The 19,996-nt window shown below is 57.4% G+C and carries 21 protein-coding genes; 9 read left to right on the top strand and 12 right to left on the bottom strand.

All coding sequences use genetic code 11. The features are described 5' to 3' along the window. Positions 1-29: 29 nt before the first annotated feature. Both adhP and BEI65_RS02650 read right to left on the bottom strand, forming a co-directional pair. Positions 30-1,043: an alcohol dehydrogenase AdhP gene (gene adhP / locus BEI65_RS02655; protein WP_099062003.1), complete on the bottom strand. Its 1,014-nt coding sequence runs from the start codon at positions 1,041-1,043 to the stop codon at positions 30-32. Between the two features lie 151 nt (positions 1,044-1,194). After that, a complete protein-coding gene (locus BEI65_RS02650) occupies positions 1,195-1,395 on the bottom strand; it encodes a hypothetical protein (protein ID WP_099062002.1) in 201 nt (66 codons plus the stop codon). Positions 1,396-1,621: 226 nt separating this feature from the next. On the opposite strand from BEI65_RS02650, the gene BEI65_RS02645 reads away from it, so the two are divergent. From BEI65_RS02645 to BEI65_RS02625, 5 genes are read left to right on the top strand one after another with little or no spacing between them, the layout of a single operon-like run. After that, positions 1,622-2,725: an ABC transporter ATP-binding protein gene (locus tag BEI65_RS02645; RefSeq protein WP_099062001.1), complete on the top strand. Its 1,104-nt coding sequence runs from the start codon at positions 1,622-1,624 to the stop codon at positions 2,723-2,725. Between the two features lie 32 nt (positions 2,726-2,757). Next, complete coding sequence (locus BEI65_RS02640) at positions 2,758-4,044, top strand: ABC transporter substrate-binding protein (RefSeq protein WP_099062000.1); 1,287 nt, start codon at positions 2,758-2,760, stop codon at positions 4,042-4,044. An 11-nt stretch (positions 4,045-4,055) separates the two neighbouring features. Then, positions 4,056-4,967 (top strand): carbohydrate ABC transporter permease, encoded by a 912-nt coding sequence (locus BEI65_RS02635; protein WP_099061999.1) that lies wholly within the window; start codon positions 4,056-4,058, stop codon positions 4,965-4,967. After that, a complete protein-coding gene (locus BEI65_RS02630; protein ID WP_099061998.1) occupies positions 4,964-5,806 on the top strand; it encodes a carbohydrate ABC transporter permease in 843 nt (280 codons plus the stop codon). Before BEI65_RS02635 ends, BEI65_RS02630 begins: the two co-directional genes overlap by 4 nt. 17 nt (positions 5,807-5,823) lie before the next feature. After that, positions 5,824-6,744 (top strand): metallophosphoesterase, encoded by a 921-nt coding sequence (locus BEI65_RS02625; protein ID WP_099061997.1) that lies wholly within the window; start codon positions 5,824-5,826, stop codon positions 6,742-6,744. Here the strand turns inward: BEI65_RS02625 and BEI65_RS02620 are convergent, their stop codons facing one another. Continuing rightward, entirely contained in the window at positions 6,745-7,851 is a 1,107-nt protein-coding gene (locus BEI65_RS02620; RefSeq protein ID WP_099061996.1) for a succinylglutamate desuccinylase/aspartoacylase family protein, read from the bottom strand. It abuts the gene before it with no gap. A 14-nt stretch (positions 7,852-7,865) separates the two neighbouring features. Here BEI65_RS02620 and BEI65_RS02615 point away from each other — a divergent pair, with 14 nt between their 5' ends. Further along, the gene (locus BEI65_RS02615) at positions 7,866-8,321 is read left to right on the top strand and encodes an Lrp/AsnC family transcriptional regulator (protein ID WP_085116755.1); all 456 of its coding nucleotides are present in this window, start codon (positions 7,866-7,868) and stop codon (positions 8,319-8,321) included. Between the two features lie 6 nt (positions 8,322-8,327). Here BEI65_RS02615 and BEI65_RS02610 read toward each other — a convergent pair whose 3' ends face one another. From BEI65_RS02610 to BEI65_RS02590, 5 genes are all read right to left on the bottom strand, one after another. Further along, positions 8,328-9,050 carry an ABC transporter permease gene (locus BEI65_RS02610; protein WP_085116754.1) on the bottom strand — a complete coding sequence of 241 codons (723 nt, stop codon included), beginning with the start codon at positions 9,048-9,050 and terminating at the stop codon, positions 8,328-8,330. Beyond that, positions 9,050-9,742 (bottom strand): ABC transporter permease, encoded by a 693-nt coding sequence (locus BEI65_RS02605; protein WP_099061995.1) that lies wholly within the window; start codon positions 9,740-9,742, stop codon positions 9,050-9,052. The genes BEI65_RS02610 and BEI65_RS02605 overlap by 1 nt, the downstream gene beginning before the upstream one ends. A gap of 36 nt (positions 9,743-9,778) precedes the next feature. Beyond that, positions 9,779-10,552: an ABC transporter substrate-binding protein gene (locus BEI65_RS02600; RefSeq protein ID WP_099061994.1), complete on the bottom strand. Its 774-nt coding sequence runs from the start codon at positions 10,550-10,552 to the stop codon at positions 9,779-9,781. A gap of 27 nt (positions 10,553-10,579) precedes the next feature. Further along, entirely contained in the window at positions 10,580-11,341 is a 762-nt protein-coding gene (locus BEI65_RS02595) for a dimethylarginine dimethylaminohydrolase family protein (RefSeq protein WP_099061993.1), read from the bottom strand. A 160-nt stretch (positions 11,342-11,501) separates the two neighbouring features. Beyond that, positions 11,502-12,440 carry a LysR family transcriptional regulator gene (locus BEI65_RS02590; protein ID WP_099062085.1) on the bottom strand — a complete coding sequence of 313 codons (939 nt, stop codon included), beginning with the start codon at positions 12,438-12,440 and terminating at the stop codon, positions 11,502-11,504. Positions 12,441-12,537: 97 nt separating this feature from the next. On the opposite strand from BEI65_RS02590, the gene BEI65_RS02585 reads away from it, so the two are divergent. Continuing rightward, positions 12,538-13,761 (top strand): MFS transporter, encoded by a 1,224-nt coding sequence (locus BEI65_RS02585; RefSeq protein WP_099061992.1) that lies wholly within the window; start codon positions 12,538-12,540, stop codon positions 13,759-13,761. Between the two features lie 11 nt (positions 13,762-13,772). Here the strand turns inward: BEI65_RS02585 and BEI65_RS02580 are convergent, their stop codons facing one another. The 3 genes from BEI65_RS02580 to BEI65_RS02570 form a co-directional block, all read right to left on the bottom strand. Continuing rightward, positions 13,773-14,696: a substrate-binding domain-containing protein gene (locus BEI65_RS02580; protein WP_099061991.1), complete on the bottom strand. Its 924-nt coding sequence runs from the start codon at positions 14,694-14,696 to the stop codon at positions 13,773-13,775. A gap of 93 nt (positions 14,697-14,789) precedes the next feature. Then, positions 14,790-15,569, bottom strand: coding sequence for a TIM barrel protein (locus tag BEI65_RS02575; protein WP_099061990.1), 780 nt, complete (start codon positions 15,567-15,569; stop codon positions 14,790-14,792). Next, entirely contained in the window at positions 15,569-16,585 is a 1,017-nt protein-coding gene (locus BEI65_RS02570; RefSeq protein WP_099061989.1) for a Gfo/Idh/MocA family oxidoreductase, read from the bottom strand. Before BEI65_RS02570 ends, BEI65_RS02575 begins: the two co-directional genes overlap by 1 nt. A gap of 194 nt (positions 16,586-16,779) precedes the next feature. On the opposite strand from BEI65_RS02570, the gene BEI65_RS02565 reads away from it, so the two are divergent. Then, entirely contained in the window at positions 16,780-18,738 is a 1,959-nt protein-coding gene (locus BEI65_RS02565) for a sigma-54-dependent Fis family transcriptional regulator (protein ID WP_099061988.1), read from the top strand. Positions 18,739-18,805: 67 nt separating this feature from the next. After that, on the top strand, positions 18,806-19,099 hold the full coding sequence (locus BEI65_RS02560) for a SelT/SelW/SelH family protein (protein ID WP_099062084.1): 294 nt from the start codon (positions 18,806-18,808) through the stop codon (positions 19,097-19,099). On the opposite strand, the gene BEI65_RS02555 is transcribed toward BEI65_RS02560, so the two are convergent. After that, positions 19,096-19,914 carry a hemin ABC transporter substrate-binding protein gene (locus BEI65_RS02555; protein WP_099061987.1) on the bottom strand — a complete coding sequence of 273 codons (819 nt, stop codon included), beginning with the start codon at positions 19,912-19,914 and terminating at the stop codon, positions 19,096-19,098. The two genes, BEI65_RS02560 and BEI65_RS02555, sit on opposite strands and share 4 nt — an antisense overlap. Positions 19,915-19,996: the final 82 nt, after the last annotated feature.

The raw sequence follows: 19,996 nt of genomic DNA, 5'->3' as shown, positions 1-19,996 counted from the left end.
CCTATAGGTGGCCTTATTTTTTGGCGGGATTAAGAGTTGGTCAGATCGATAACCATACGGCCACGGATGGTGCCTGACTTCATCTCTTCAAAGATGGCGTTGATGTCACCCAACGGCCTTTTGGTGACTTTCGGCGTCACTTTACCTTCGGCAGCAAACTGGAAGGCTTCTTTCAGATCTTCTCGCGTGCCGACCAATGACCCCACCACCTGAATGCCGTCCAGCACCAGACGTGGAATGCTCAGATCCATACTTTCTGGCGGCAGACCCACGGCCACCACCTTGCCCCCGGCGCGTACCGCATTCACCGCAGAGTTAAAGGCCGAGCGTGCTACCGCGGTAACCACCGCAGCATGAGCGCCGCCGACTTTCTGCTGAATAATTTCTTCGGCATTTTCCGTTTTGGAATTGATCACCAGATCCGCACCAATCTCTTTGGCAAAGTCCAACTGGCCCTGATTGACGTCAATGGCAATCACTTTGGCATTGAATACGTTCTTGGCATACTGCAGCGCCAGGTTGCCCAAGCCACCCAGACCATAAATCGCGATCCACTGCCCCGGCTTGATATCAGAGATTTTCACCGCTTTATAGGTGGTCACCCCGGCGCAGGTGATGCTGCTGGCAGCAAAAGGATCCAGGCCATCAGGCACCTTCACCGCATAGTCCGCCACCACGATGCATTCTTCCGCCATGCCGCCATCAACGCTGAAACCGGCATTTTTGACCGAGCGACACAGGGTTTCATTACCGTTGACGCAATATTCACAATGGCCGCAACCCTGATAGAACCAGGCGACGCTGGTGCGGTCGCCCACTTTTAATGAGGTCACGCCCTCGCCGATAGCGGTGACCACGCCCACGCCCTCATGACCCAGGGTGATGCCGGGAACCTCGCCAAAATCGCCATTTTTGACGTGAAGATCGGTATGACAAACCCCGCAACACTCCATCTTGAGCGCCGCTTCGCCATATTTCAGTGGGCGAAGCTGCTTTTCCTGGATATCTACACTGTGGTTTTTGGTGACTACGGCAGCTTTCATCGGATATTTCCCTCAGGTGAATTGAAGTACAGTTGTTAATGTAGTTACTGTCTTCCCTGAGGGCAAGGAGAGTGATGCCTTGTTTAAAAACAGAGGGTTAAATATCACTCCGGCGAGAGGGATAAAAAAGGTTCTTAAGCAAGAATAATGATTAACGCTTGGTTTTGATGATCTTTGTCGCTTTGGCGGGGTTGCCGGCAACAAATTCCAGGGTGGGCGAGTAGTAAAAAGGCAGCCAGGCGTGGAAGTTGCTCTCCCATTCCCACTTGACCGGGCAAGGCCACAGAATATCTTCATGCAGGATGTAATAGACCCATCGCCCGTGCGGACGGCGGGGTTTGGCTGTGCTCATAGACCCTGACTTCTTTGGCACAGGCAGCCGTTCTTCCATTTGAAATTCTCTTTATCATCAGGGGCTACGGAGTGGCAAAGGTCAAATTTAACATGGACGGCGGTCGGCAAGCCATCTTTCGCGTAAGGACATGGGACCGCTACGACATACAACTGTCATTAATTATTCATACCAGATAAATACGCGCCAGCTAGGGTGGGCAGAACACGCCACTTCAAGAAGCGCCATGAGCTATTTATCACTCAGTAACATCAAGAAAACCTGGGGCGACAAAACCGCACTGGATGACATCAGTTTTGAGGTACAGGAAGGTGACTTTGTGGCCCTGCTGGGCCCCTCCGGCTGCGGCAAGTCCACCCTGCTACGGACCCTGGCCGGACTGGAGTCCGCCGATAGCGGCACGATTGAGATCCAGCAACGCGACGTCACCGCCCTGCCACCATCGCAACGCAAACTGTCGATGGTTTTCCAGTCTTATGCGTTGTTCCCCCACCTCAGCGTGCGCGAAAACCTGCTGTTTGGCCTGCGGGCCCGCGGTGAAGACAAACAGCACTTTGCCGCCCGTCTGGCCGACATCAGTAAGCTGATGGAGCTGGAGCCGCTGCTGGATCGTCTGCCGGCACAGCTTTCCGGTGGGCAGCAACAGCGAGTCGCGCTGGGTCGTGCGGTGATAGCCCAGAACAAACTGTGTCTGATGGATGAACCCTTATCCAATCTGGACGCCAAACTGCGCCAGAGCATGCGCCGGGAAATCCGTGCGCTCCAGCGTAAGCTGGGGTTGACCATGCTGTATGTCACCCACGATCAAACCGAAGCCATGAGCATGGCGGACAAAATCATTCTGCTGAACGATGGCCGTATTGAGCAGCACGATACCCCTGACAACTTATATAACAACCCGGCCAGTATTTTTGCCGCGCAGTTCATTGGTGCACCACCGATGAACATCATTCCACTAACGAGCAAAAGCAGTGGCCACCACATGGGTAACGCCCCGCTGCCGGTTGTTTTGGGTGGCCAGGACATGATGCTAAGTCTGGGGATCCGTGCCGAAGAGATTAGCCTGTGCACACCGGGCAGCGGCAAGCTCACCTGTCAGGTGCTTAGTTATGAATATATGGGGGCCGATACCCTCGCCGTTTGCCATCTGCCTGCGGTCCAGGGGCAAATCACGGTAAAAACCCCCGGCATGCAGCGCTTTACCGAAGGCAGCCTGGTTGGCCTGCAATGGGCCGAGCAAGCGCAATACCTGTTCTCCGCCAGTGGTGAGCGTTGCCACACCATGGAGCAGGCCTTTCAGCCAGTGACTCATCAATACGCAGTTCAATAATCAAAAACATCATTTTATTCCAGGGGAAAACCATGTCCGTCTCGATCCGTTTATCCAGATTAAGCGCTGTCGCCCTGTTGCTGGCCGGCGTTACTCTTTCTGCCCAGGCGGCGGATGCCGTGAAGCTGCAAATGTACTATCCGATCGCCGTCGGCGGCAAAATCAGCCACACTGTTGAAGGCCTGGTGGCGGACTTTGAAAAACTGCACCCGGATATCAGTATTCAGCCGGTCTATACCGGTGACTACGCCACCACGGTGACCAAGGCATTAACCGCCTTCCGTGGCGGCAATGCACCGCAAATTGCCGTAATTGGCGATATCGAAGCCTATTCGCTGATCGACGCCGGGGCCATCTTACCGGTCAGTGACCTGGCTAACGACCAAGCCGGCAAAGCCTGGATCGACGGCTTCTACCCGGCGTTTATTCGCAAAATTCAGGGCAAGGTGTGGGGCATTCCGTTCCAGCGCTCTACCGTGGTGCTGTACTGGAACAAACAGGCGTTCCAGCAAGCCGGGTTGAATGGCGATACCCCACCGGCCAACTGGCAGCAGGTGGTCGATTTCGGTCAGAAACTGGTGATCCGCGACGGTAACGCCGTTAAACAATGGGGGATCGAGATCCCTTCCACCCCGATTGGCTATTGGACTTTCCAGGGGATTGCCGCCACCAATGGCAGCCACCTGGATAACGGCAAGGGCACCGCGGTAACTTTCAATACCCCGGCCAACGTTGAAGCATTAACCTGGCTGACCGATTTGGCGCAGAAATATCAGGTTTCGCCAAAAGGCGCCATTACCTGGAGCACCACGCCGCAGGACTTTATCGACGGCAAAACCGCGATGATGGTCACCACCACCGGTAACCTGACCACGGTGCGTGAAAACGCCAAATTCCCGTTTGGTGTCGCCATGCTGCCGGAGAAAACCCAGCGTGGCAGCCCAACCGGTGGCGGTAACCTGTACCTGTTCAACGGCACCAGCCCGGCTCAGCAACAAGCCGCCGTCACCTTTATGCGCTGGCTCTCTGCACCGGAACAGGCCGCCCGCTGGAGCATCGCCACCGGCTATGTGGCGACTTCACCGGCCGCCTGGGAAACCGCAGCCATGAAGGAATATGCCGCAAAAGTGCCGCAGGCGACCGTGGCGCGTGAACAGCTGAAATATTCGCAGCCGGAGCTTTCCACCTATAACAGCGTGCAAATTCAGGAATTGCTCAACCGTGCGGTGGAAGCCGCCGTGACGCAAGGCAAAACCCCTGCGCAGGCGCTGGAAAGCGCGCAAAAACAGGCCGACCGTCTGTTGCAACGTTACCAATAACCGGAGCCGGCATGACCTCATCGTACTCAGCCTTGCCCGCCGCCCGCCATAAGCGCTTTTCTTTGCAGCTTTATGGCTATTTATTGGTCCTGCCGGCGTTGGTTTTTCTGATCACCTTTACCCACTATCCGGCTTTGGCCACGGTGTGGGAAAGCCTGTTCAGCGCGGCGCACAATAACCGACCGGCCCAGTTCGTCGGGCTGGAAAATTATCGCGCCTTGCTGGATGACGAGACTTTCATTCTGGCGCTGCGCAATAACCTGCTGTATGCGGCGATCACCATTCCTCTGGCGGTAGGGTTGGCCCTGCTAATGGCGCTGGCGGTTAACCGACGTCTGCGCGGCACGGCGTTTGCTCGTGCCGCGTTCTTTATTCCTTCACTGCTGCCGATGGTGGCGATCGCCAATCTGTGGCTGTTCTTCTATACCCCACAGGTGGGGTTGCTGAATCAGCTGTTGGCGCTGTTTTCACTGCCGGCGGTCAACTGGTTGGGAGATCCGCAGTCTGCGCTGTACTGCCTGATGGCGGTATCGGTATGGCGGGAAGCCGGTTTCTTTATGATTTTTTATCTGGCGGCGTTACAGCAGATTGACCCCAAGCTGGCCGAGGCCGCCGAGATCGAAGGGGCCTCACGCGGCTATTTCTTCCGCCGCATCCAGTGGCCACTGCTGATGCCGACCACGTTGTTTATTCTGATCAACGCCTCGATGAATGCTTTCCGCATTGTCGATCAGGTGATCGCCATGACCAATGGCGGGCCGGACAACAGCACCAGCCTGCTGCTGTTCTACATCTACCGCACGGCTTTCAGCTATTGGGATCTGCCATATGCCTCGGCGATGACCGTGGTACTGCTGATCATTTTGGCCAGCATCGCGTTAATTAAATTCAATCTGCTGGATAAGCGAGCCCACTACCAATGAGTCTTTCCATCACCGCCTCACCGCCGCGCAGCCTTTCGCTACGTCGATTATGTTGGTGCCTGCTTACCTGGAGCGCCGCGTTGTTGTGGGTTTTCCCTATTCTGGTTGCCACCTGGGTGGCGATCCACCCTGCGGCCGATCAGGGCGGTTTTTCACTTTTTGCTCCCCTGACTGCCCAGAACTTTATCAACGCCTGGCATGCCGCGCCTTTTGGCCGTTATTTCCTCAATACTATCCTGCTGGTACTGCTGATTGTGTTCTGTCAGTTAATCCTGGCCACCATGGCGGCCTATGCCCTGGTGCGGTTCCGGCTTAAGGGCGCGGGCATCCTGTTTGCCCTGGTGTTGTTGCAGTTGATGATCAGTCCCGATGTGCTGATCCTGAACAACTACCAGACCATTGGTGCGCTGGGCCTGCGCGATACGCTGCTGGGCATCGCCCTGCCTTACTTTGCTTCGGCGTTCGCCATTTTCCTGCTGCGACAGACCTTCAAAAGCATCCCGTTAGTGCTGGAAGAGGCGGCGATCGTCGAAGGGGCCAGCCGGTTTTACATCCTGCGGCGCATCTATATCCCGCTGGCGAAGCCGGTGTATGTCGCTTTTGCCCTGGTCTCGATCAGTTTCCACTGGAATGATTTTCTTTGGCCACTGGTGATTACCGACTCGGTTAACGTGCGGCCACTGACCGTCGGGCTACAGCTATTTTCAGCGCCGGAACAAGGCGTGCAATGGGCGCTGATCGGCGCAGCGACGCTGATGACCTCCCTGCCTTTACTGGTGCTGTTCCTGGTGTTTCAGCGCCAGTTCGTTCAATCCTTTATGCGCGCCGGCATTCGCTAGCGCTAAGCAGGTAATCTATGACTTCACACCTCACCGCCGCACAGTCTCTGGCCCTGGGCCAGGTCAGTTCGCTTTATCAGCCGCCCCAGTTTTCCGACCAGTCGACGCCCTCGGGCTCCGTTCGTTTCGGGTTAATCGCCGATCCACAATATGCCGACGCCGATCCCAATCTGGAATACAACCGCTACTACCGTAACAGCCTGCGTAAACTGAGCCAGGCCATTACCGAGCTGAATGACCTGCCGCTGGCCTTTGTCGCCACGCTCGGGGATTTGGTTGACGATCACTGGAGCAGTTACGCCGAGTTATTGCCGGTGTACGGACAGTTACGTCATCCCCATGCGGTGGTGTTGGGCAACCATGATGCCGACGTGATTTCCCGCCATTTGGCGGCGCAGTCTCCGGCGCTGGCGTTGCCGAAACACTATTACCAGTTCAGCCTGAACGGCTATCGTTTTATCGTGATCGACGGTAACGACATCAGCCTGTACTGCAACCCGGCCAACGGCGAAGAGCACGCACAGGCACAGCATCTGCTGGCCCGCATCCGTGCCGAGCATCAACCGCAGGCGCAAAGCTGGAACGGTGCCGTCGGCGATGAACAACTACGCTGGTTGGCGTGCAGCCTGGCGGATGCACAAAGCAAAGGCGAAACCATTGTGGTGTTCGGCCACTACCCGCTGGCACCGGAGAATGAACATAACCTGTGGAATTGCGATGCCCTGGTGGCCCTGTTATGCCGTTATCAGGTACGCGCCTACTTTGCTGGTCATTACCATTTGGGCGACTATCTGCGGGTGGAGCATACCGACTTTATCACCCTGAAGGGCATGGTAGATGGCGACGACCTGCTGCCGTTCGCCGTGGTTGAACTGGCTGGGGATACACTTTCTGTTACCGGCTACGGCCCCGAAATTAGCCGAGCGCTGGTGCGATAGCTAGGACGCCAGCCCACCACCGCCTGCGTAAGGGGTTTTACCGGCAATCTTCATCACCTCAGCCCCCAGGGTGACAAAAGGTGCCTGGCGGCAGGCATAAATCAGTCCATCGGCGCGGGCCCGCACCGCTTTTACCATATCGGTGATCGGGTCGATGATTTCAGCGACCGCTTCATCGGCCTCTACCCATTCCCCCGGCTGACGCAGCAGCAACAGAATGCCGCTGGCGGAGGCGGTGACGATCTCCCCGGCGGCGAACGGCAACATGGCCACTTCTAGCGGCGGTACCCCAAGTGGGTCACCGGCAACGGCTCCACGGTGCTGTAAGTATCGATAGAGGCGTTCAGCATCGGCGCTGGCCAGCTCATGGCTGATGTCCCGCTGCCCACGTAACTCCAGCGTGACCGCCATACAGCCTGGTAACATCCCATCAAGCGCCGGATGCTGTGCCACCAGCCGGTGCCAAGGCAGGCCGCAGGCCTCATCAAAGGAGCCGCCGCCGCTGTCTTGCGAAAGCAGCACCGCGCCAATACCCATAAAGCAAGCCAGGACTTCGGCCTGTTCACACCAGGCAGGATCGGCGTACATATGCAAAATTGCGCGGTCGTCACAGTGCAGATCCAGAACCACATCCGCATCACAGGCCAATAGCAGCAATTGTCGGCGTAGCGCCGTGACTTCACTGGTGTCTGGCGCGGCCTGTAAAGCGCTGCGCATCGCGGCACGCACCTGCTGATGTGCAGGTTCCGTGCTACTGAAATCCTGTTGCTGTAACAACTGCGCCAGGTCAGGAAAGTCACGATTGAAGTTGCGACCGCTGACCAGATCAAAGCGCCCTACGCCGCCATTGAGAACCACCTGCGCCAACCCTGGCGGATTGGCTACCGGGACAAGAATTATTTCACTTTGCAGCTCACCACGCCGTTCCGCCTGGCTAAGTAATCTTTTAAGATAATGCAGCACCAGCATGCCGGGCAGTTCGTCGGCATGCAGACCGGCCTGCAGGTAAATTTTTTCGCCTTTACCCGGCTGGCCGAAATGAAAACTGGTGAATTGGCGCTGCCCACCCAGGGCATGTTCAGGTAACTTATGATGTTTACTTTTCATTGGACGCCCTATCTGTGGAAAAGAAAGCCCGGCTTGATCGCATCGACAAAAAAATCCTTGAAATACTGTGCCGGGATGGCCGCATTTCCTATCAGAAGCTGTCCGAGCAGGTCAATCTGACCGCTCGCCCTTGCCTGGAACGAGTTCGCGGACTGGAACGCGACGGTATTATTCGTGGCTACAGCGCCATTATCGAACTGCCGGAGCCCGAACATGCGTTTGTGATCCAGGCGCAGATCGCGCTGGCCGACCATGGCCATTCTCAACCGGCGTTCGAGCAGGAAATGCGTAACACCCCGGAAGTGCTGGACTGCTGGCTGGTCAGCGGCAACTTCGATTTTCTGGTGCGTATTGGCTGCCGCAGCATGGAAAACTACCGGCTGCTGGCCGATACCTGGCTGACCAGCAAAAAGTTCCGGGTGGATAAAATCGTCACCCTGACCGAGCTACAGTCGATCAAACGCTCCTGAAGGCGCTCAGTCACGGCGGATAAACGCCAACCAGCGCCGCTCCGCGCGTGAAAACAGGAAAATCAGCAGGAAGGTGCACAGCAGATACAGTGCCGCCGCCATCAGGAACGGAATAAAGGGTGAATAGGTGGCGGCATAAAAGGCGCGGGCCACGCCGGTGATATCCAGCAGCGTGACGGTACTGGCCAACGAAGTGGCATGCAGCAGGAATACCATCTCGTTATTCAGCGCAGGAATGCCACGCCGCAGCGTTGCCGGCAGCACCAGCCGACGGATGATCTGCCACTGGCTCATGCCATAGGCCTCACCGGCAATCCACTCCTGACGCGGGAAGGTTTCCATCATGCCGGCCAACAGTTGGGCGACGTAGGCGCTGGTATTGAGCACCAATGCCAGCGTGGCGCAGAATGTGGCGTCACGAAACAGCAGCCAGAAAGGCTGATCGTTCTGCCAGCCCAGTTGCACCACGTCAAACTGTGACAAGCCGTAGTAAATCAGCATCAACTGCAAATAGAGCGGCGTACTGCGGAAAAAATAGGTCACACTGCGGATCACCCATGACACCGGGCGTGGGCCATAAACCTGGCCAATTGCCATCAGCGCCGCCAACAGTAACCCCGGGACCACCGACAGCAAGAACAGTTTGGCGGTCATCGCCAGTCCGGTCACGTCAGAACCGTCGCTCCACAGAAAACTCGGTGCGGCTTCCAGGATGTTTTGCAGGTTCATCAGCGTGCTCCGGCAGAGTGTGAGGAAGCCAGCGCATAACGCCGTGCCAGCCGACTAAAGCCCCAACTGGAAACGGCGGTAATCACCATGTAAATCAGCGCCACCAGGAAGTAGAACAAGAAGGGTTTTTGCGTTGCCCGCCCCGCCTGCTCCGCCAGCCATACCATGTCCTCCAGCCCGAGGATCGACACCAGCGCCGAGGCTTTCATCAGCCCCAGCCAGTTATTGTTGATGCCGGGGATAGCAAAACTCAGCATTTGCGGCAGCAATACGCGGCGAAACACCTGGCCCGGACGCATGCCATAGGCCATCGCCGCCTCGAGTTGACCGCGTTCTACGGTAAGAAACGCACCGCGGAAGGTTTCGGTATAGTAAGCGCCAAACACAAAGCCAATCGCCAGCACGCCAGAGATAAAGGTATTGAAGCGCAACGGCCCCAACCCCAGCAGGCCAAGGAAGCCGTTAACCAGCATCTCACCGCCAAAGAACAGCAGCAGCATGATCACCAGTTCCGGGATCCCGCGTACCAGCGTGGTGTAGCCAGTCGATACCCAGCGCAACCAGCGCGGACCAAACAGTTTGATCAGCGCATTGGTCATGCCGAGCACCAGCGCCACCGCCAGTGAAACCAGCATCACGCACAGCGACAGTAACGCACCATGCGCCAGCAACGGCAAATACTCTATGACCATTCCCGGCCTCCCCTACATGACTGAATCCGGGCCGGTTTAGCCGCCGTAAATATCGAAGCTGAAATATTTTTTCTGGATCGCCTCATAGGTGCCGTCGGCGCGGATCGCCTTGATCGCCCCGTTAAGCGCATCGCGCAGCGCCGGGTTGTCTTTACCCACGGCGATACCCACGTCGGAGGAAATACTGCTGTCTTCAATCACCGGACCGGCGAAGGCAAATTTCTGCCCGCGCGGCGTATCGATAAAGCTGCTGGCGGCCTGGGTATTGTCCTGTAAGGAGGCATTAATACGTCCGGACATCAGATCCAGATAGACGTTATCCTGGTTGGCGTAAGAGACAATTTTCACCCCCTTTCCGCCCCAGTGTTGCTTGGCGTAGGCTTCGTGGATCGAGCCGGTCTGCACGCCAACGGTTTTGCCTTTCAGACTGGCGACGTCAGGCAGTAACGTGCTGCCCTTGCGCGCCACCAACTGGGCCGAACTGCGGTAATAGCGGTCGGTGAAACCCACTTCTTTTTTGCGTTCATCGGTAATGGTCAGCGAGGCGATAATGGCATCGAATTTATGGGCGTTGAGCGCCGCGATCATGCTTTCGAAAGGTTGTTTAACGAACACGCATTTGGCATGCAGTTGGGTACACAACGCATTGGCTATATCGATATCAAAACCGGTGATCTCACCGCTGGGGGCCAGCACGTCAAACGGCGGATAACCACCGTCCACGCCAAAGCTGATGGTGTCGAAGGCCTGAGCTGCCACAGGGCCGCTTAATGCCAGGCTGGTCAGTAAAACCGCTAATGTTTTTTTCATGACTGAGATCCCCGGTAAAAGTAAGTGTCAGAAACGCAGTGACAGGCAGGTCAGGCCGCCGTCCATTTTTTTAAATTCGCTGGTGTCGAGCTGAACGATCGGCATACCTAATTTTTCGATTTGGGCCAGCGTTTGCGGATAACCCTGCGGCGTGATCAGCGTATCGTTGATCCACAGCGTATTACCGGCGTAGGACTCCGCTTCCGGGATCACGATGCTGTTAAAATCGCTAAAGGCAGCATGGTGCTGGTAGTCTTCCGTCAGCAACAGGGTATTGCGACCTACATAGTTGACGATAGATTTCAGGTGCAGCCCGGCGCTTACCTCAATGGCAGTGACCCGGTAGCCATAAGGCTCTACCGCCGCGCTAAATTCGCCGATACCGGCCTCATCGGTGCGTGACGTCAGGCCGACAAAAAACTGGCGATCGACCAGCAGCACGTCCCCCCCGTCAAGATGGCCGCGTTGGCTCATGCGCACAACCGGGCGTTCCCCTTCAAACAGCGGTGCAATGGTGGCCACTTCGCCCTGACGGCTGGGCGCACCCGGATGGGTGATCACCGCTAATTCCGGCATCACAACGGCGGTGTCTTCAACAAAATGTGCATCAGGAAATGCCGGTGCAGCCGGTAACACTGTCACTTTTAGCCCCAGGCGGAGCAAGGTGTCCACATAGGCCAAAAACTGGCGGCCGGTGGTCGCGATATCCGGGGCACCCAGTTGGACGGTGGTCTGTCCGCTGGCGCAGCTATCAGCAGGGAGTCTGGCAATGGCTTGAGTAAAGTGCATGGGCGATTCTCTCGGTTGAAAAGGACGGTCACTGTTCTTCGATTATCAAACAGATAGCATCACCAATCAGGCTGAATCCACCCTCTGGCACTCGGTATTTACGCTGTTTATCACCCTCGCCACGACCTATTCCGCTGTGCTCAATGCAAAACCGGCCCGCTCACGACAGAGGGGCATGTGCGCCGGTGATGCGTGGCATCACTTCTTTCATCAGCTCAAGGAATTTACGCAAGCGCGCCGGATAATAACTGGCGTAGGGGTAAAGCAGATAGATGGGCAAAGAGGCGGCTCGCCAGTCCGGCATCAACGGCGTCAGCCGCCCCTGTTCCAGATCCTGTTTGACCACCCAGGATGACAGCATCGCCACCCCCACGCCGTTCAACGCCGCTTTGCGTATTGCATAGAGACTGTCGGTGCTCAACCGGGGTGTGATATCAAAACGGCAGGTTTCGCCACTGCTACTGTGGGTCAAGCTGACCTCATTACGATAAAAACTGTTTAGCGCCAGCCAGGGCAACTGTGCCAAATCCCCGATCTGCCCCAGTGGCGCATGCGCCGCCAACAGCTCCGGGGCGGCCACCACTATCCGCGGTACCTCCGCCAGCAGCACAGCGACCACGGAAGGATCGGTCACCGCACCGACGTGGATCGCACAGTCCACGCCTTCAGGTATAAAATCGGGCGAGTGATCGTTGAGCGTCCACTCCACGCTGGTTTGGCTATAGCGTTGCAGATAATCGCCCAGTGGCCCAATCAACTGGTCCTGACCAAAGGCATGCGGCGCCCTTACCCGCAAGACACCGACCGGCTCATCGCGCGCGCCTCGCAGTTCATCCTCCATGATTTGCCATTGCTCAATCAGCTTACGGGCATGTTGATAACAACGTTCGCCATCGTCGGTCAGCTTCATGCTGTGGGTGGTCCGCTGGATTAATTTAACGCCCAACAGTTGTTCCAGCACCTGCAAACGCCGGCTGACGGTGGGCTGTGAAGTCTGCATTTGTGCCGCCGCCGCCGAGAGGCTGCCGCTGTCGACGATACGCACCAGGGTTTGCAGCATGGCTATGCGGTCGCCATTAGGGAATAGGTTCTTATTCATACCTATTACGTATAACAGTTTTACCCGCGCGGGGGCTACAGTTTGTGGCGAATACTGGCAAAAATAGCCGCACTTAACCTTGACTGGAATAACCACCATGAGCCAGATTTCCCCCGTCACTAACACCACCGCGCCTGTCAGTGCGCTTTCCGCCAAAGTTGTCTTTCTGCTGGCTACCGGCGCCGGTGTGAGCGTCGCATCCATTTACTACAGTCAGCCGATGCTCGGCATTATGGGCAATGCATTCCACGCCGGAGTGAGTGACACCGGCATGGTGCCTACGCTGACTCAGGTCGGTTACGCACTGGGGATCCTGCTGCTGGCCCCGCTGGGCGATCGCCACGATCGTCGCCAGATCATCCGCATTAAAGGCGTGCTGCTGGCGCTCACCCTGCTGCTTTGCGGGTTTTCTTCGTCATTCCCGCTGCTGTTGCTCAGCAGCCTGGCGATCGGTCTGGCCGCTACCGTGGCGCAGGACATTATCCCGGCGGCTGCCACGCTGGCATCTGACGCCAACCGGGGCAAAACGGTGGGTACGGTGATGACCGGGCTGCTGGCCGGCATTTTGCTGTCGCGGGTTTTCAGCGGCGTAGTGGCGGAGTATTTCGGCTGGCGCAGCGTTTACCTGTTGGCGGCACTGGGTGTGCTGGCGATCACCCTGGCGATCGGGGCGGTATTGCCACGCTTTAAGCCCAATACCACGCTGAGCTACCCGGCATTGCTGCGGTCTTTAGGCAAATTGTGGACGGACTACCCGGAGCTGCGGCGCGCGGCGCTGGCGCAAGGCTTGCTGTCGGTGGCGTTCAGTGCTTTCTGGTCGACACTGGCGGTGATGCTGGCAGAACACTATCAACTGGGCAGCGCCGTCGCCGGGGCTTTTGGTCTGGCGGGGGCGGCCGGTGCCTTGGCTGCGCCATTAGCGGGGATGCTGGCCGATCGTCACGGGCCGGACTACGTAACTAAAATCGGTGCTGCCATGGTAGTGGTTTCATTCGCCCTGATGTTTCTGCTGCCGTTGCTGTCGGTACCGGCGCAACTGGCGTTGATTGCCCTGAGCGCGGTAGGTTTTGATCTCGGTATTCAGGCTACGCTGGTGGCGCACCAGACCATTATTTACGCCATCAACCCGGCGGCCCGCAGCCGCCTCAACGCCATCATGTTCACCCTGGTGTTTGTCGGTATGGCCAGCGGCGCGGCACTGGGCAGCAAGATCCTCGAAAGTGCCGGTTGGCCGGGCGTGGTGGCACTGGCTACCCTGGCGGCTGCGGGCGGACTGGTACTGAGAATGTTGGCCAAACCCGGTACCCGCGCCGCAGCCTGAGCCACTGGGTCTTATTTCGGATTAGCCGCTATAAACTGGGCCAGATTATCCTGGGTGATGATTTTATAAGGCACCCAGTGATACGGCTCGGTTTTTTGTTTTTCCAGCAGCGCCTGGGCCACCTGCACCGCGCCGGTGGCCTGGCCTTTGGCGTCCTGGAAGATGGTCAGGGTCATGCTGCCGTTTTTGATAAACTGCTGACCGTCCGGTGTACCGTCAATACCCGCCACCAGAATGGTTTTATTTTTGGCCTGGTTCAGCGCCATGATGGCACCAATCGCCATTTCATCATTGTTGGCAGCAATAGCGTCAATCGGGCGGCCATTCAGCAGCCAGCCGGACACCACGTCCACCGCTTCATTACGCTGCCATTTGGCGGTCTGCTTCTCCAGTACTTTCATGTCTTTGTACTTGGCGATCACCGCTTCCACTGCACGGGTGCGCTCACGAGCCTCTTCATTGGACAGCGCCCCCATCAGGATTGCCACGTTACCGCGGTAGTTCATTTTTTTCGCCAGCGCTTCCATTTGCATCTCACCGCCCGCCGCCGAATCGGAGCCGACATAGGCCATGGCCTTGCCCAGTTTCACCTCGGGTTTACGGTTAACGAAAATCAGTGGAATGTTGGCGCGTTCGGCGGCATCCATCATCGGTTTCACCCCCTGGGTATCGACCGGATTGAGGATAATGGCGTCCACCCCCAGGTTGATAAAGTCATCTACCTGCTGCACCTGCAGCGCCACGTCCCCCTTGGCATCGACAAACTGACCGTCCATGTTCAGCAGTTTCAACTCACTGACCATCTGCGAGCGCAGAATAGAAACAAAGTTAAGATCGAAATTGGCCAGTGCCACGCCGACCTTATAGGTTTTCGCCTGGACGCTGAAGGCCATAACCAGGCTCAGCAGAAGCAACAGCAACGTTTTTGTTTTCATGATGACATCCTGTAGGTTGAGGTTTATTTATTATTAAAATCAACGCATCACTGCTTATTCCGGGTAACAGGCCACTACCCGGCTGGCTTAGGGTTAGAGGGTGAAATGGTCGCGGAACTGTTGCAGCGCCTCGGTGCTGTCACCGGCTGCCCAACCCTCCATCGCCACCACGCCCTGATAGCCTATTTCGTCCAACGCGCGGGCGATGGCGCGGTAGTTGATTTCGCCGGTACCGGGTTGTTTTCGCCCCGGCACATCAGCCACCTGGATTTCACCGATCGCCGGACCGCAGCGGCGGATCAGTTCAATCAAATTACCCTCGCCAATTTGCGCATGATAAAGATCGAGATTCATCTTCAGCCCCGGGCGGTTAACAGCCTCCACCAGAGCCAGCGTGTCGCCGGCTTTGGCAAAGGGCGTACCCGGGTGATCCAGCGGCAGGTTGAGGTTCTCCAGCGTGAAGACTTTGTCGGCCTCCTCGCCCATCTGCGCCAACCGGGTTAGCGTCTCAGCCGCCTTCAACCACATGGCACCCGTCACCACCTGCACCGGCTTCACCGGCAGCCCTTGCGGGTCCAGGCCGGTGCCGTGCAGGTTCAAACTTGGGCAGTTTAAGCGTTGCGCCACGACCAGCGATTGTCTGGCGCTGTGCAACAGTTGGGCGATGTCCTCTTCGTCGGTCAGATTGCCGCTGAGATAGCCGGTCATCGAGGTAAAGCGCGCTCCGGTAGCCACCAAAGCATCAAGGTCTTTATTGGCCCAGTTCCAGATTTCAACGCCAAAACCGAGTGCATCAATACGCGCCACGCGTTCGACAAACGGCAGATCGAGAAACACCATTTCGGCGCAAACGGACAACTGATAATTGGCCATTATTGATCTCCCAGTTTGATCGGTTTGCCCTGCTGCACCGACGCAATACAGGCCAGCGCGATTTCCAGCGCATTGCGCGCATCCTGGCCGGTAGCTCTCGGTTTTTGCCCTTGCTGAATGCACTGAGCGAACTCGGTCAGCTCCGCCACGTAGGCGTCGTGCAGCAAGTCGGTATCCTGCCGCGAGGTCTCAATGGCGATGCCACCGGCGTGATAGCGCACGCAGTTATTCAAGTTGATATTGCCCGCCTGCAGCATGCCCTGACTGCCAAATACCTCACCACGCACGTCATAACCGTATACCGCCTGGAAATTGGCTTCGGCGGTGGCGATGGCCCCGTTATCAAAGCGAATGGTCACCACCGCCGTGTCCAGTAGCCCGCGATCCTTGAAGTCCGGACGTACCAGTGCATCCGCCAGTGCATACACTTCCACCGGCCGGGCCCCAGGGTTGAAATGCAGCAGCGTGTCAAAATCGTGGATCAGGGTTTCCAGAAAGATGGTCCACGCCGGGATCGGCGCGGGATCGCGTAACTGCGGGTCGCGCGTGACCGAGCGCGACAACTGGGTAGTGCCATTCTCCCCTGACTTGACGGCGGCGATAGCGGCGGCAAACCCGCTGACAAAACGGCGGTTAAAGCCCACCTGCAGGACCACGCCTGCCCGGTTTGCGGCGGTAATGGCGTTATCCGCTTCCTCCATCGTGACGGCCATTGGTTTTTCACAGAACACGTGCTTACCGGCCTTGGCCGCCGCTACCACCCACTGCGCATGCGTACGCGCCGGAGAAGCGATGACGACGGCATCAATGGCTGGATCAACCAGCATCGCCTGCAAATCGCTATAGGCCTCAACGCCCAGACGTTCCGCCAGCCGCTGCGCCGCCCCCGGTAACGGATCGGCCACCGCGGCCAACACTGCGCCCGGCACTCGCCGCGCCAGCGATTCTGCATGAAAGCTGCCCATGCGGCCGGCACCAATCAGACCAACGCGCAGGATTTTGGGTGAATGACTCATAGTGATTCCTTATGTGGGGTTACGCCCTCGCGGGCAACAGAGTTCATTAGCGGTATTGCAAAGGGGATGCCAGCTTGAAACGCGGGGAAATTGTGAGGCGTTGCACAGATAGGCGTAACAAAGTGACAACTAAATTGACATGTCAATTTCACATGTCAATAAAATGGACATTACATTCCAAAACGGAGTTGCCGATGCACACCGCCGCTGGCCTGATGCCAATCAAAGATGAGAGCGACCCGATCTTCAGCCTGCCGGAAGGGCCGGAAGCCGGCGAATGGGACAGCCTGTTTTGGCAAGGCTGGCAGGCATTCAACGAGGGAGGTCAGCCGGGTTGGATACGCAAATCGATCCTGCAATCCTGGCGGCGCTCGCGGGAGTACGGTATTGACCCCGATGAGTTTGTCTATCACGCACCTCCGGCAGACCAGCTACAGGCCATCCTGTTGCACAACGCCGAGCTGATTACCGTGGCGCGAAGCATCATGGAAAACCTGCTGGCCTACAATCCCGATGGGCATATCAATCTGACCGATGCCAACGGCGTCACCCTTCACTACTGCGGCGCCGACCTGACGCCGGTCGGCAGCATTCTGCGTGAAGAGGTTCAGGGCACCAACTGCACCGCCCGCTGCCTGCTGGAACAGCGCCTGGTATATGTATTAAGCGGCGAGAACTGGAAGTTGGGTTTGCGCCAACGGCATCGCCAGTGTGCCGCCGCACCGGTACGTAACGCCGAGGGCGCGATGATTGGTGTGCTGACGCTCACCGCCACGCCGGATAATTTCAATGCCCATACGCTGGGCACCGTGCAGGCGGCGGCAGAGGCCGTTGGCCAGCAACTAAAGCTGCACCGGCTGCTGGCCGAACAACAGTCGATTCTGGAAACCCTGAATGAAGGCGTCATGGTTTGCGATCGCCAGGGGCGGCTGAAAACCGTTAATCGCTATGCCCGCCAGATTTTTGACGGCCTGGAACCCGGCAATCTCTCTATCGATGAGTTGCTGCGCCCACAATCCGGTTCACTGCTGACCATGCCGTTTTGCAACGACCGTGAAATGGTGTTTATGCCGGCAGGCAAGCCCGCCCTTTCCTGCGTGATTTCCCTGATGCCCGCGCCGGATGACGGCCGGGTGCTATCCCTGCGAGAGAACCAGCGTATCCGCGCCATTACCCGCCGGGTAATGGGGGTCAGCGCCAGCTATACCTTTGAAATGATTTACGGCCACTCCAACCGCATGCGCGAGGCGATTATGCAAGCGCGCACCTGCAGCCGCAGCGACAGCACGGTACTGTTGACCGGCGAAAGCGGCACCGGCAAGGAGCTGTTTGCCCAGGCGATCCACAACGGCGGCGGGCGTTGCAATGAATCCTTTGTCGCCGTTAACTGCGGAGCCTTACCGCGCGATTTGGTGCAGAGCGAGCTGTTTGGCTACGTAGACGGTGCCTTTACCGGATCGCGCCGTGGCGGTTCCGCCGGCAAGTTCGAACTGGCGGACGGGGGAACCCTGCTGCTGGATGAGATTGGTGAAATGCCGCTGGAAGCCCAAACCAGCCTGCTGCGTGTGCTGCAGGAAAGCGAAGTGTTGCGGATTGGTGCGGCACACCCGGTAAAAGTAAATGTGCGCATCATTGCGGCCACCCATTGTGACCTGGTACAGGCAGTGGAGACCGGCGCGTTTCGGCGCGATCTCTATTACCGTCTGAACGTGCTCTCGATCCCGGTTCCGCCGTTGCGTGAACGCCGGGAAGATATCGCCGGACTGGTCAACGGCTTCATTCATAAGCTCAGTACGCGGATGAAAAAAGTCCCGCCGCAGGTTTCACCGCAGGCGATGGCCTGTCTGAACGTCTGGCCCTGGCCGGGCAACGTGCGCGAACTGGAAAACCTGGTGGAACGGATGGTGAACCTGTGTGAAGGATTACTGATCGACGTGGGCGACCTGCCCGAGGATATGCGGCGCAGGCCCCCGGAAGCGGACGCCGCCCCCTCCAGCCGACTGGAAGATAATGAACGCGCTCATATCATTCAGGTGATTGGATCCAATGGTGGTAATTTGAGGCAGGCAGCCCAGATGCTCGGGCTGTCGCGGACCACGCTGTACAACAAAATCAATAAATGGCAGATCGATTTAACGCTTTTTCGCCCCTGAGTGACGCATTGACAGCATGGCGATGGCATCCGATGATGCTGGCAATGTTACCGCTCAGGTCCAACCCATGAAAACATCCCCTGCCGTCACGATCCATTACTGCTCGCAATGCAACTGGTTGCTGCGAGCCGCGTGGATGGCACAAGAGTTACTCCATACTTTCAGCACCGATTTGGCCTCCGTCACGCTGGTTCCCGGCACCGGAGGCATTTACCAGGTAACCGTTGATGACGTGGTCATTTGGGATCGAAAAATCGACGGTGGGTTCCCGGAGGCAGCAGCGTTAAAGCAACGCCTGCGCGATCGCTGCTTCCCCGAGCGTTCCTTAGGACATGTGGATAATAAAGGGGCTAAAAGTTAAGGCATAACCGCCTGCGCCGCCTGTCGCAATTGGCCGATGGCAGTCGGCATCGCCAACCCGAAGCTCAGCAAGGCGTTGTCATCAATCACTAACAGCCGCCGTTGTTGACCCGCCGGGGTAAACGCCAATCCCGGTAATGCCCAAAGATTGGTTTCTCCGCCCAACCGTTGCAGACTGGCTTTCCCTATTACCAATAACTGCGGCGCAGCAGCCACCAACCCCTCCTGAGTCAACGACTGATAACGTGCCACCCGAGCCATGGCATTTTCCAACCCGGCGCTGCGAATGGCACCATCGGCTGCGGTGCCATTGCCTGCCCCCATGGCCGTTATCCCAGTGTGCGCCATGATGAACAGTACCCTGACGGGCAACGGGCGAGTAGGTACGGCGGCGATCTGACGCTCCAGTTCGGCCTGCAGAATTTGCCCCTCGGCAACTCGTCCCAAAGTGGCTGCAATAACGGCAATCTTTTGGTTAATCACGCCTAATTCGGGTTTGCCGGTCACCGTTACCACGTTAACTCCGGCCTGCTCAACCTGCTGCAAGGCCAATGACGGCTGTGCCAGTTCACTGGCGATCACCAGCGTGGGTTTCATCGCCAGGATCCCCTCCGCGTTGAGCTGGCGCATATAACCGACATTCGGCAATTCGCTGGCCTGCGGTGGTTGCTGGCTGGTACTGTCGCGTGCGACCAACGTTTGCTGCGCACCCAGCGCATAAATAATTTCCGTGATGTCACCGCCAATAGCTATCACGCGCTCGCTGGCGAACAGCGAAAACGGCAATGCCAACAACACGATAATCCATGATTTCATCCGCTAGCTCCTTATGGAGAAGATGACTGACACAACAGCCGTCGTTCAAAGGTGAGCGACGGCTGTTGCATTCAAGGCAGGG

This window comes from Serratia sp. BW106 (assembly GCF_002607755.1).
GTDB classification, from domain to species: domain Bacteria; phylum Pseudomonadota; class Gammaproteobacteria; order Enterobacterales; family Enterobacteriaceae; genus Serratia; species Serratia proteamaculans.
Note: the sequence above shows the minus strand (reverse complement) of the source record. Positions and strands in the feature narration are given on the sequence as shown.

Excerpts from the sequence above, each read along its gene's own strand:
- adhP (WP_099062003.1), bottom strand. The coding sequence starts at position 1,043 with ATGAAAGCTGCCGTAGTCACCAAAAACCACAGTGTAGATATCCAGGAA.
- BEI65_RS02650 (WP_099062002.1), bottom strand. The coding sequence starts at position 1,395 with ATGAGCACAGCCAAACCCCGCCGTCCGCACGGGCGATGGGTCTATTAC.
- BEI65_RS02645 (WP_099062001.1), top strand. The coding sequence starts at position 1,622 with ATGAGCTATTTATCACTCAGTAACATCAAGAAAACCTGGGGCGACAAA.
- BEI65_RS02640 (WP_099062000.1), top strand. The coding sequence starts at position 2,758 with ATGTCCGTCTCGATCCGTTTATCCAGATTAAGCGCTGTCGCCCTGTTG.
- BEI65_RS02635 (WP_099061999.1), top strand. The coding sequence starts at position 4,056 with ATGACCTCATCGTACTCAGCCTTGCCCGCCGCCCGCCATAAGCGCTTT.
- BEI65_RS02630 (WP_099061998.1), top strand. The coding sequence starts at position 4,964 with ATGAGTCTTTCCATCACCGCCTCACCGCCGCGCAGCCTTTCGCTACGT.
- BEI65_RS02625 (WP_099061997.1), top strand. The coding sequence starts at position 5,824 with ATGACTTCACACCTCACCGCCGCACAGTCTCTGGCCCTGGGCCAGGTC.
- BEI65_RS02620 (WP_099061996.1), bottom strand. The coding sequence starts at position 7,851 with ATGAAAAGTAAACATCATAAGTTACCTGAACATGCCCTGGGTGGGCAG.
- BEI65_RS02610 (WP_085116754.1), bottom strand. The coding sequence starts at position 9,050 with ATGAACCTGCAAAACATCCTGGAAGCCGCACCGAGTTTTCTGTGGAGC.
- BEI65_RS02605 (WP_099061995.1), bottom strand. The coding sequence starts at position 9,742 with ATGGTCATAGAGTATTTGCCGTTGCTGGCGCATGGTGCGTTACTGTCG.
- BEI65_RS02600 (WP_099061994.1), bottom strand. The coding sequence starts at position 10,552 with ATGAAAAAAACATTAGCGGTTTTACTGACCAGCCTGGCATTAAGCGGC.
- BEI65_RS02595 (WP_099061993.1), bottom strand. The coding sequence starts at position 11,341 with ATGCACTTTACTCAAGCCATTGCCAGACTCCCTGCTGATAGCTGCGCC.
- BEI65_RS02590 (WP_099062085.1), bottom strand. The coding sequence starts at position 12,440 with ATGAATAAGAACCTATTCCCTAATGGCGACCGCATAGCCATGCTGCAA.
- BEI65_RS02585 (WP_099061992.1), top strand. The coding sequence starts at position 12,538 with ATGAGCCAGATTTCCCCCGTCACTAACACCACCGCGCCTGTCAGTGCG.
- BEI65_RS02580 (WP_099061991.1), bottom strand. The coding sequence starts at position 14,696 with ATGAAAACAAAAACGTTGCTGTTGCTTCTGCTGAGCCTGGTTATGGCC.
- BEI65_RS02575 (WP_099061990.1), bottom strand. The coding sequence starts at position 15,569 with ATGGCCAATTATCAGTTGTCCGTTTGCGCCGAAATGGTGTTTCTCGAT.
- BEI65_RS02570 (WP_099061989.1), bottom strand. The coding sequence starts at position 16,585 with ATGAGTCATTCACCCAAAATCCTGCGCGTTGGTCTGATTGGTGCCGGC.
- BEI65_RS02565 (WP_099061988.1), top strand. The coding sequence starts at position 16,780 with ATGCACACCGCCGCTGGCCTGATGCCAATCAAAGATGAGAGCGACCCG.
- BEI65_RS02560 (WP_099062084.1), top strand. The coding sequence starts at position 18,806 with ATGAAAACATCCCCTGCCGTCACGATCCATTACTGCTCGCAATGCAAC.
- BEI65_RS02555 (WP_099061987.1), bottom strand. The coding sequence starts at position 19,914 with ATGAAATCATGGATTATCGTGTTGTTGGCATTGCCGTTTTCGCTGTTC.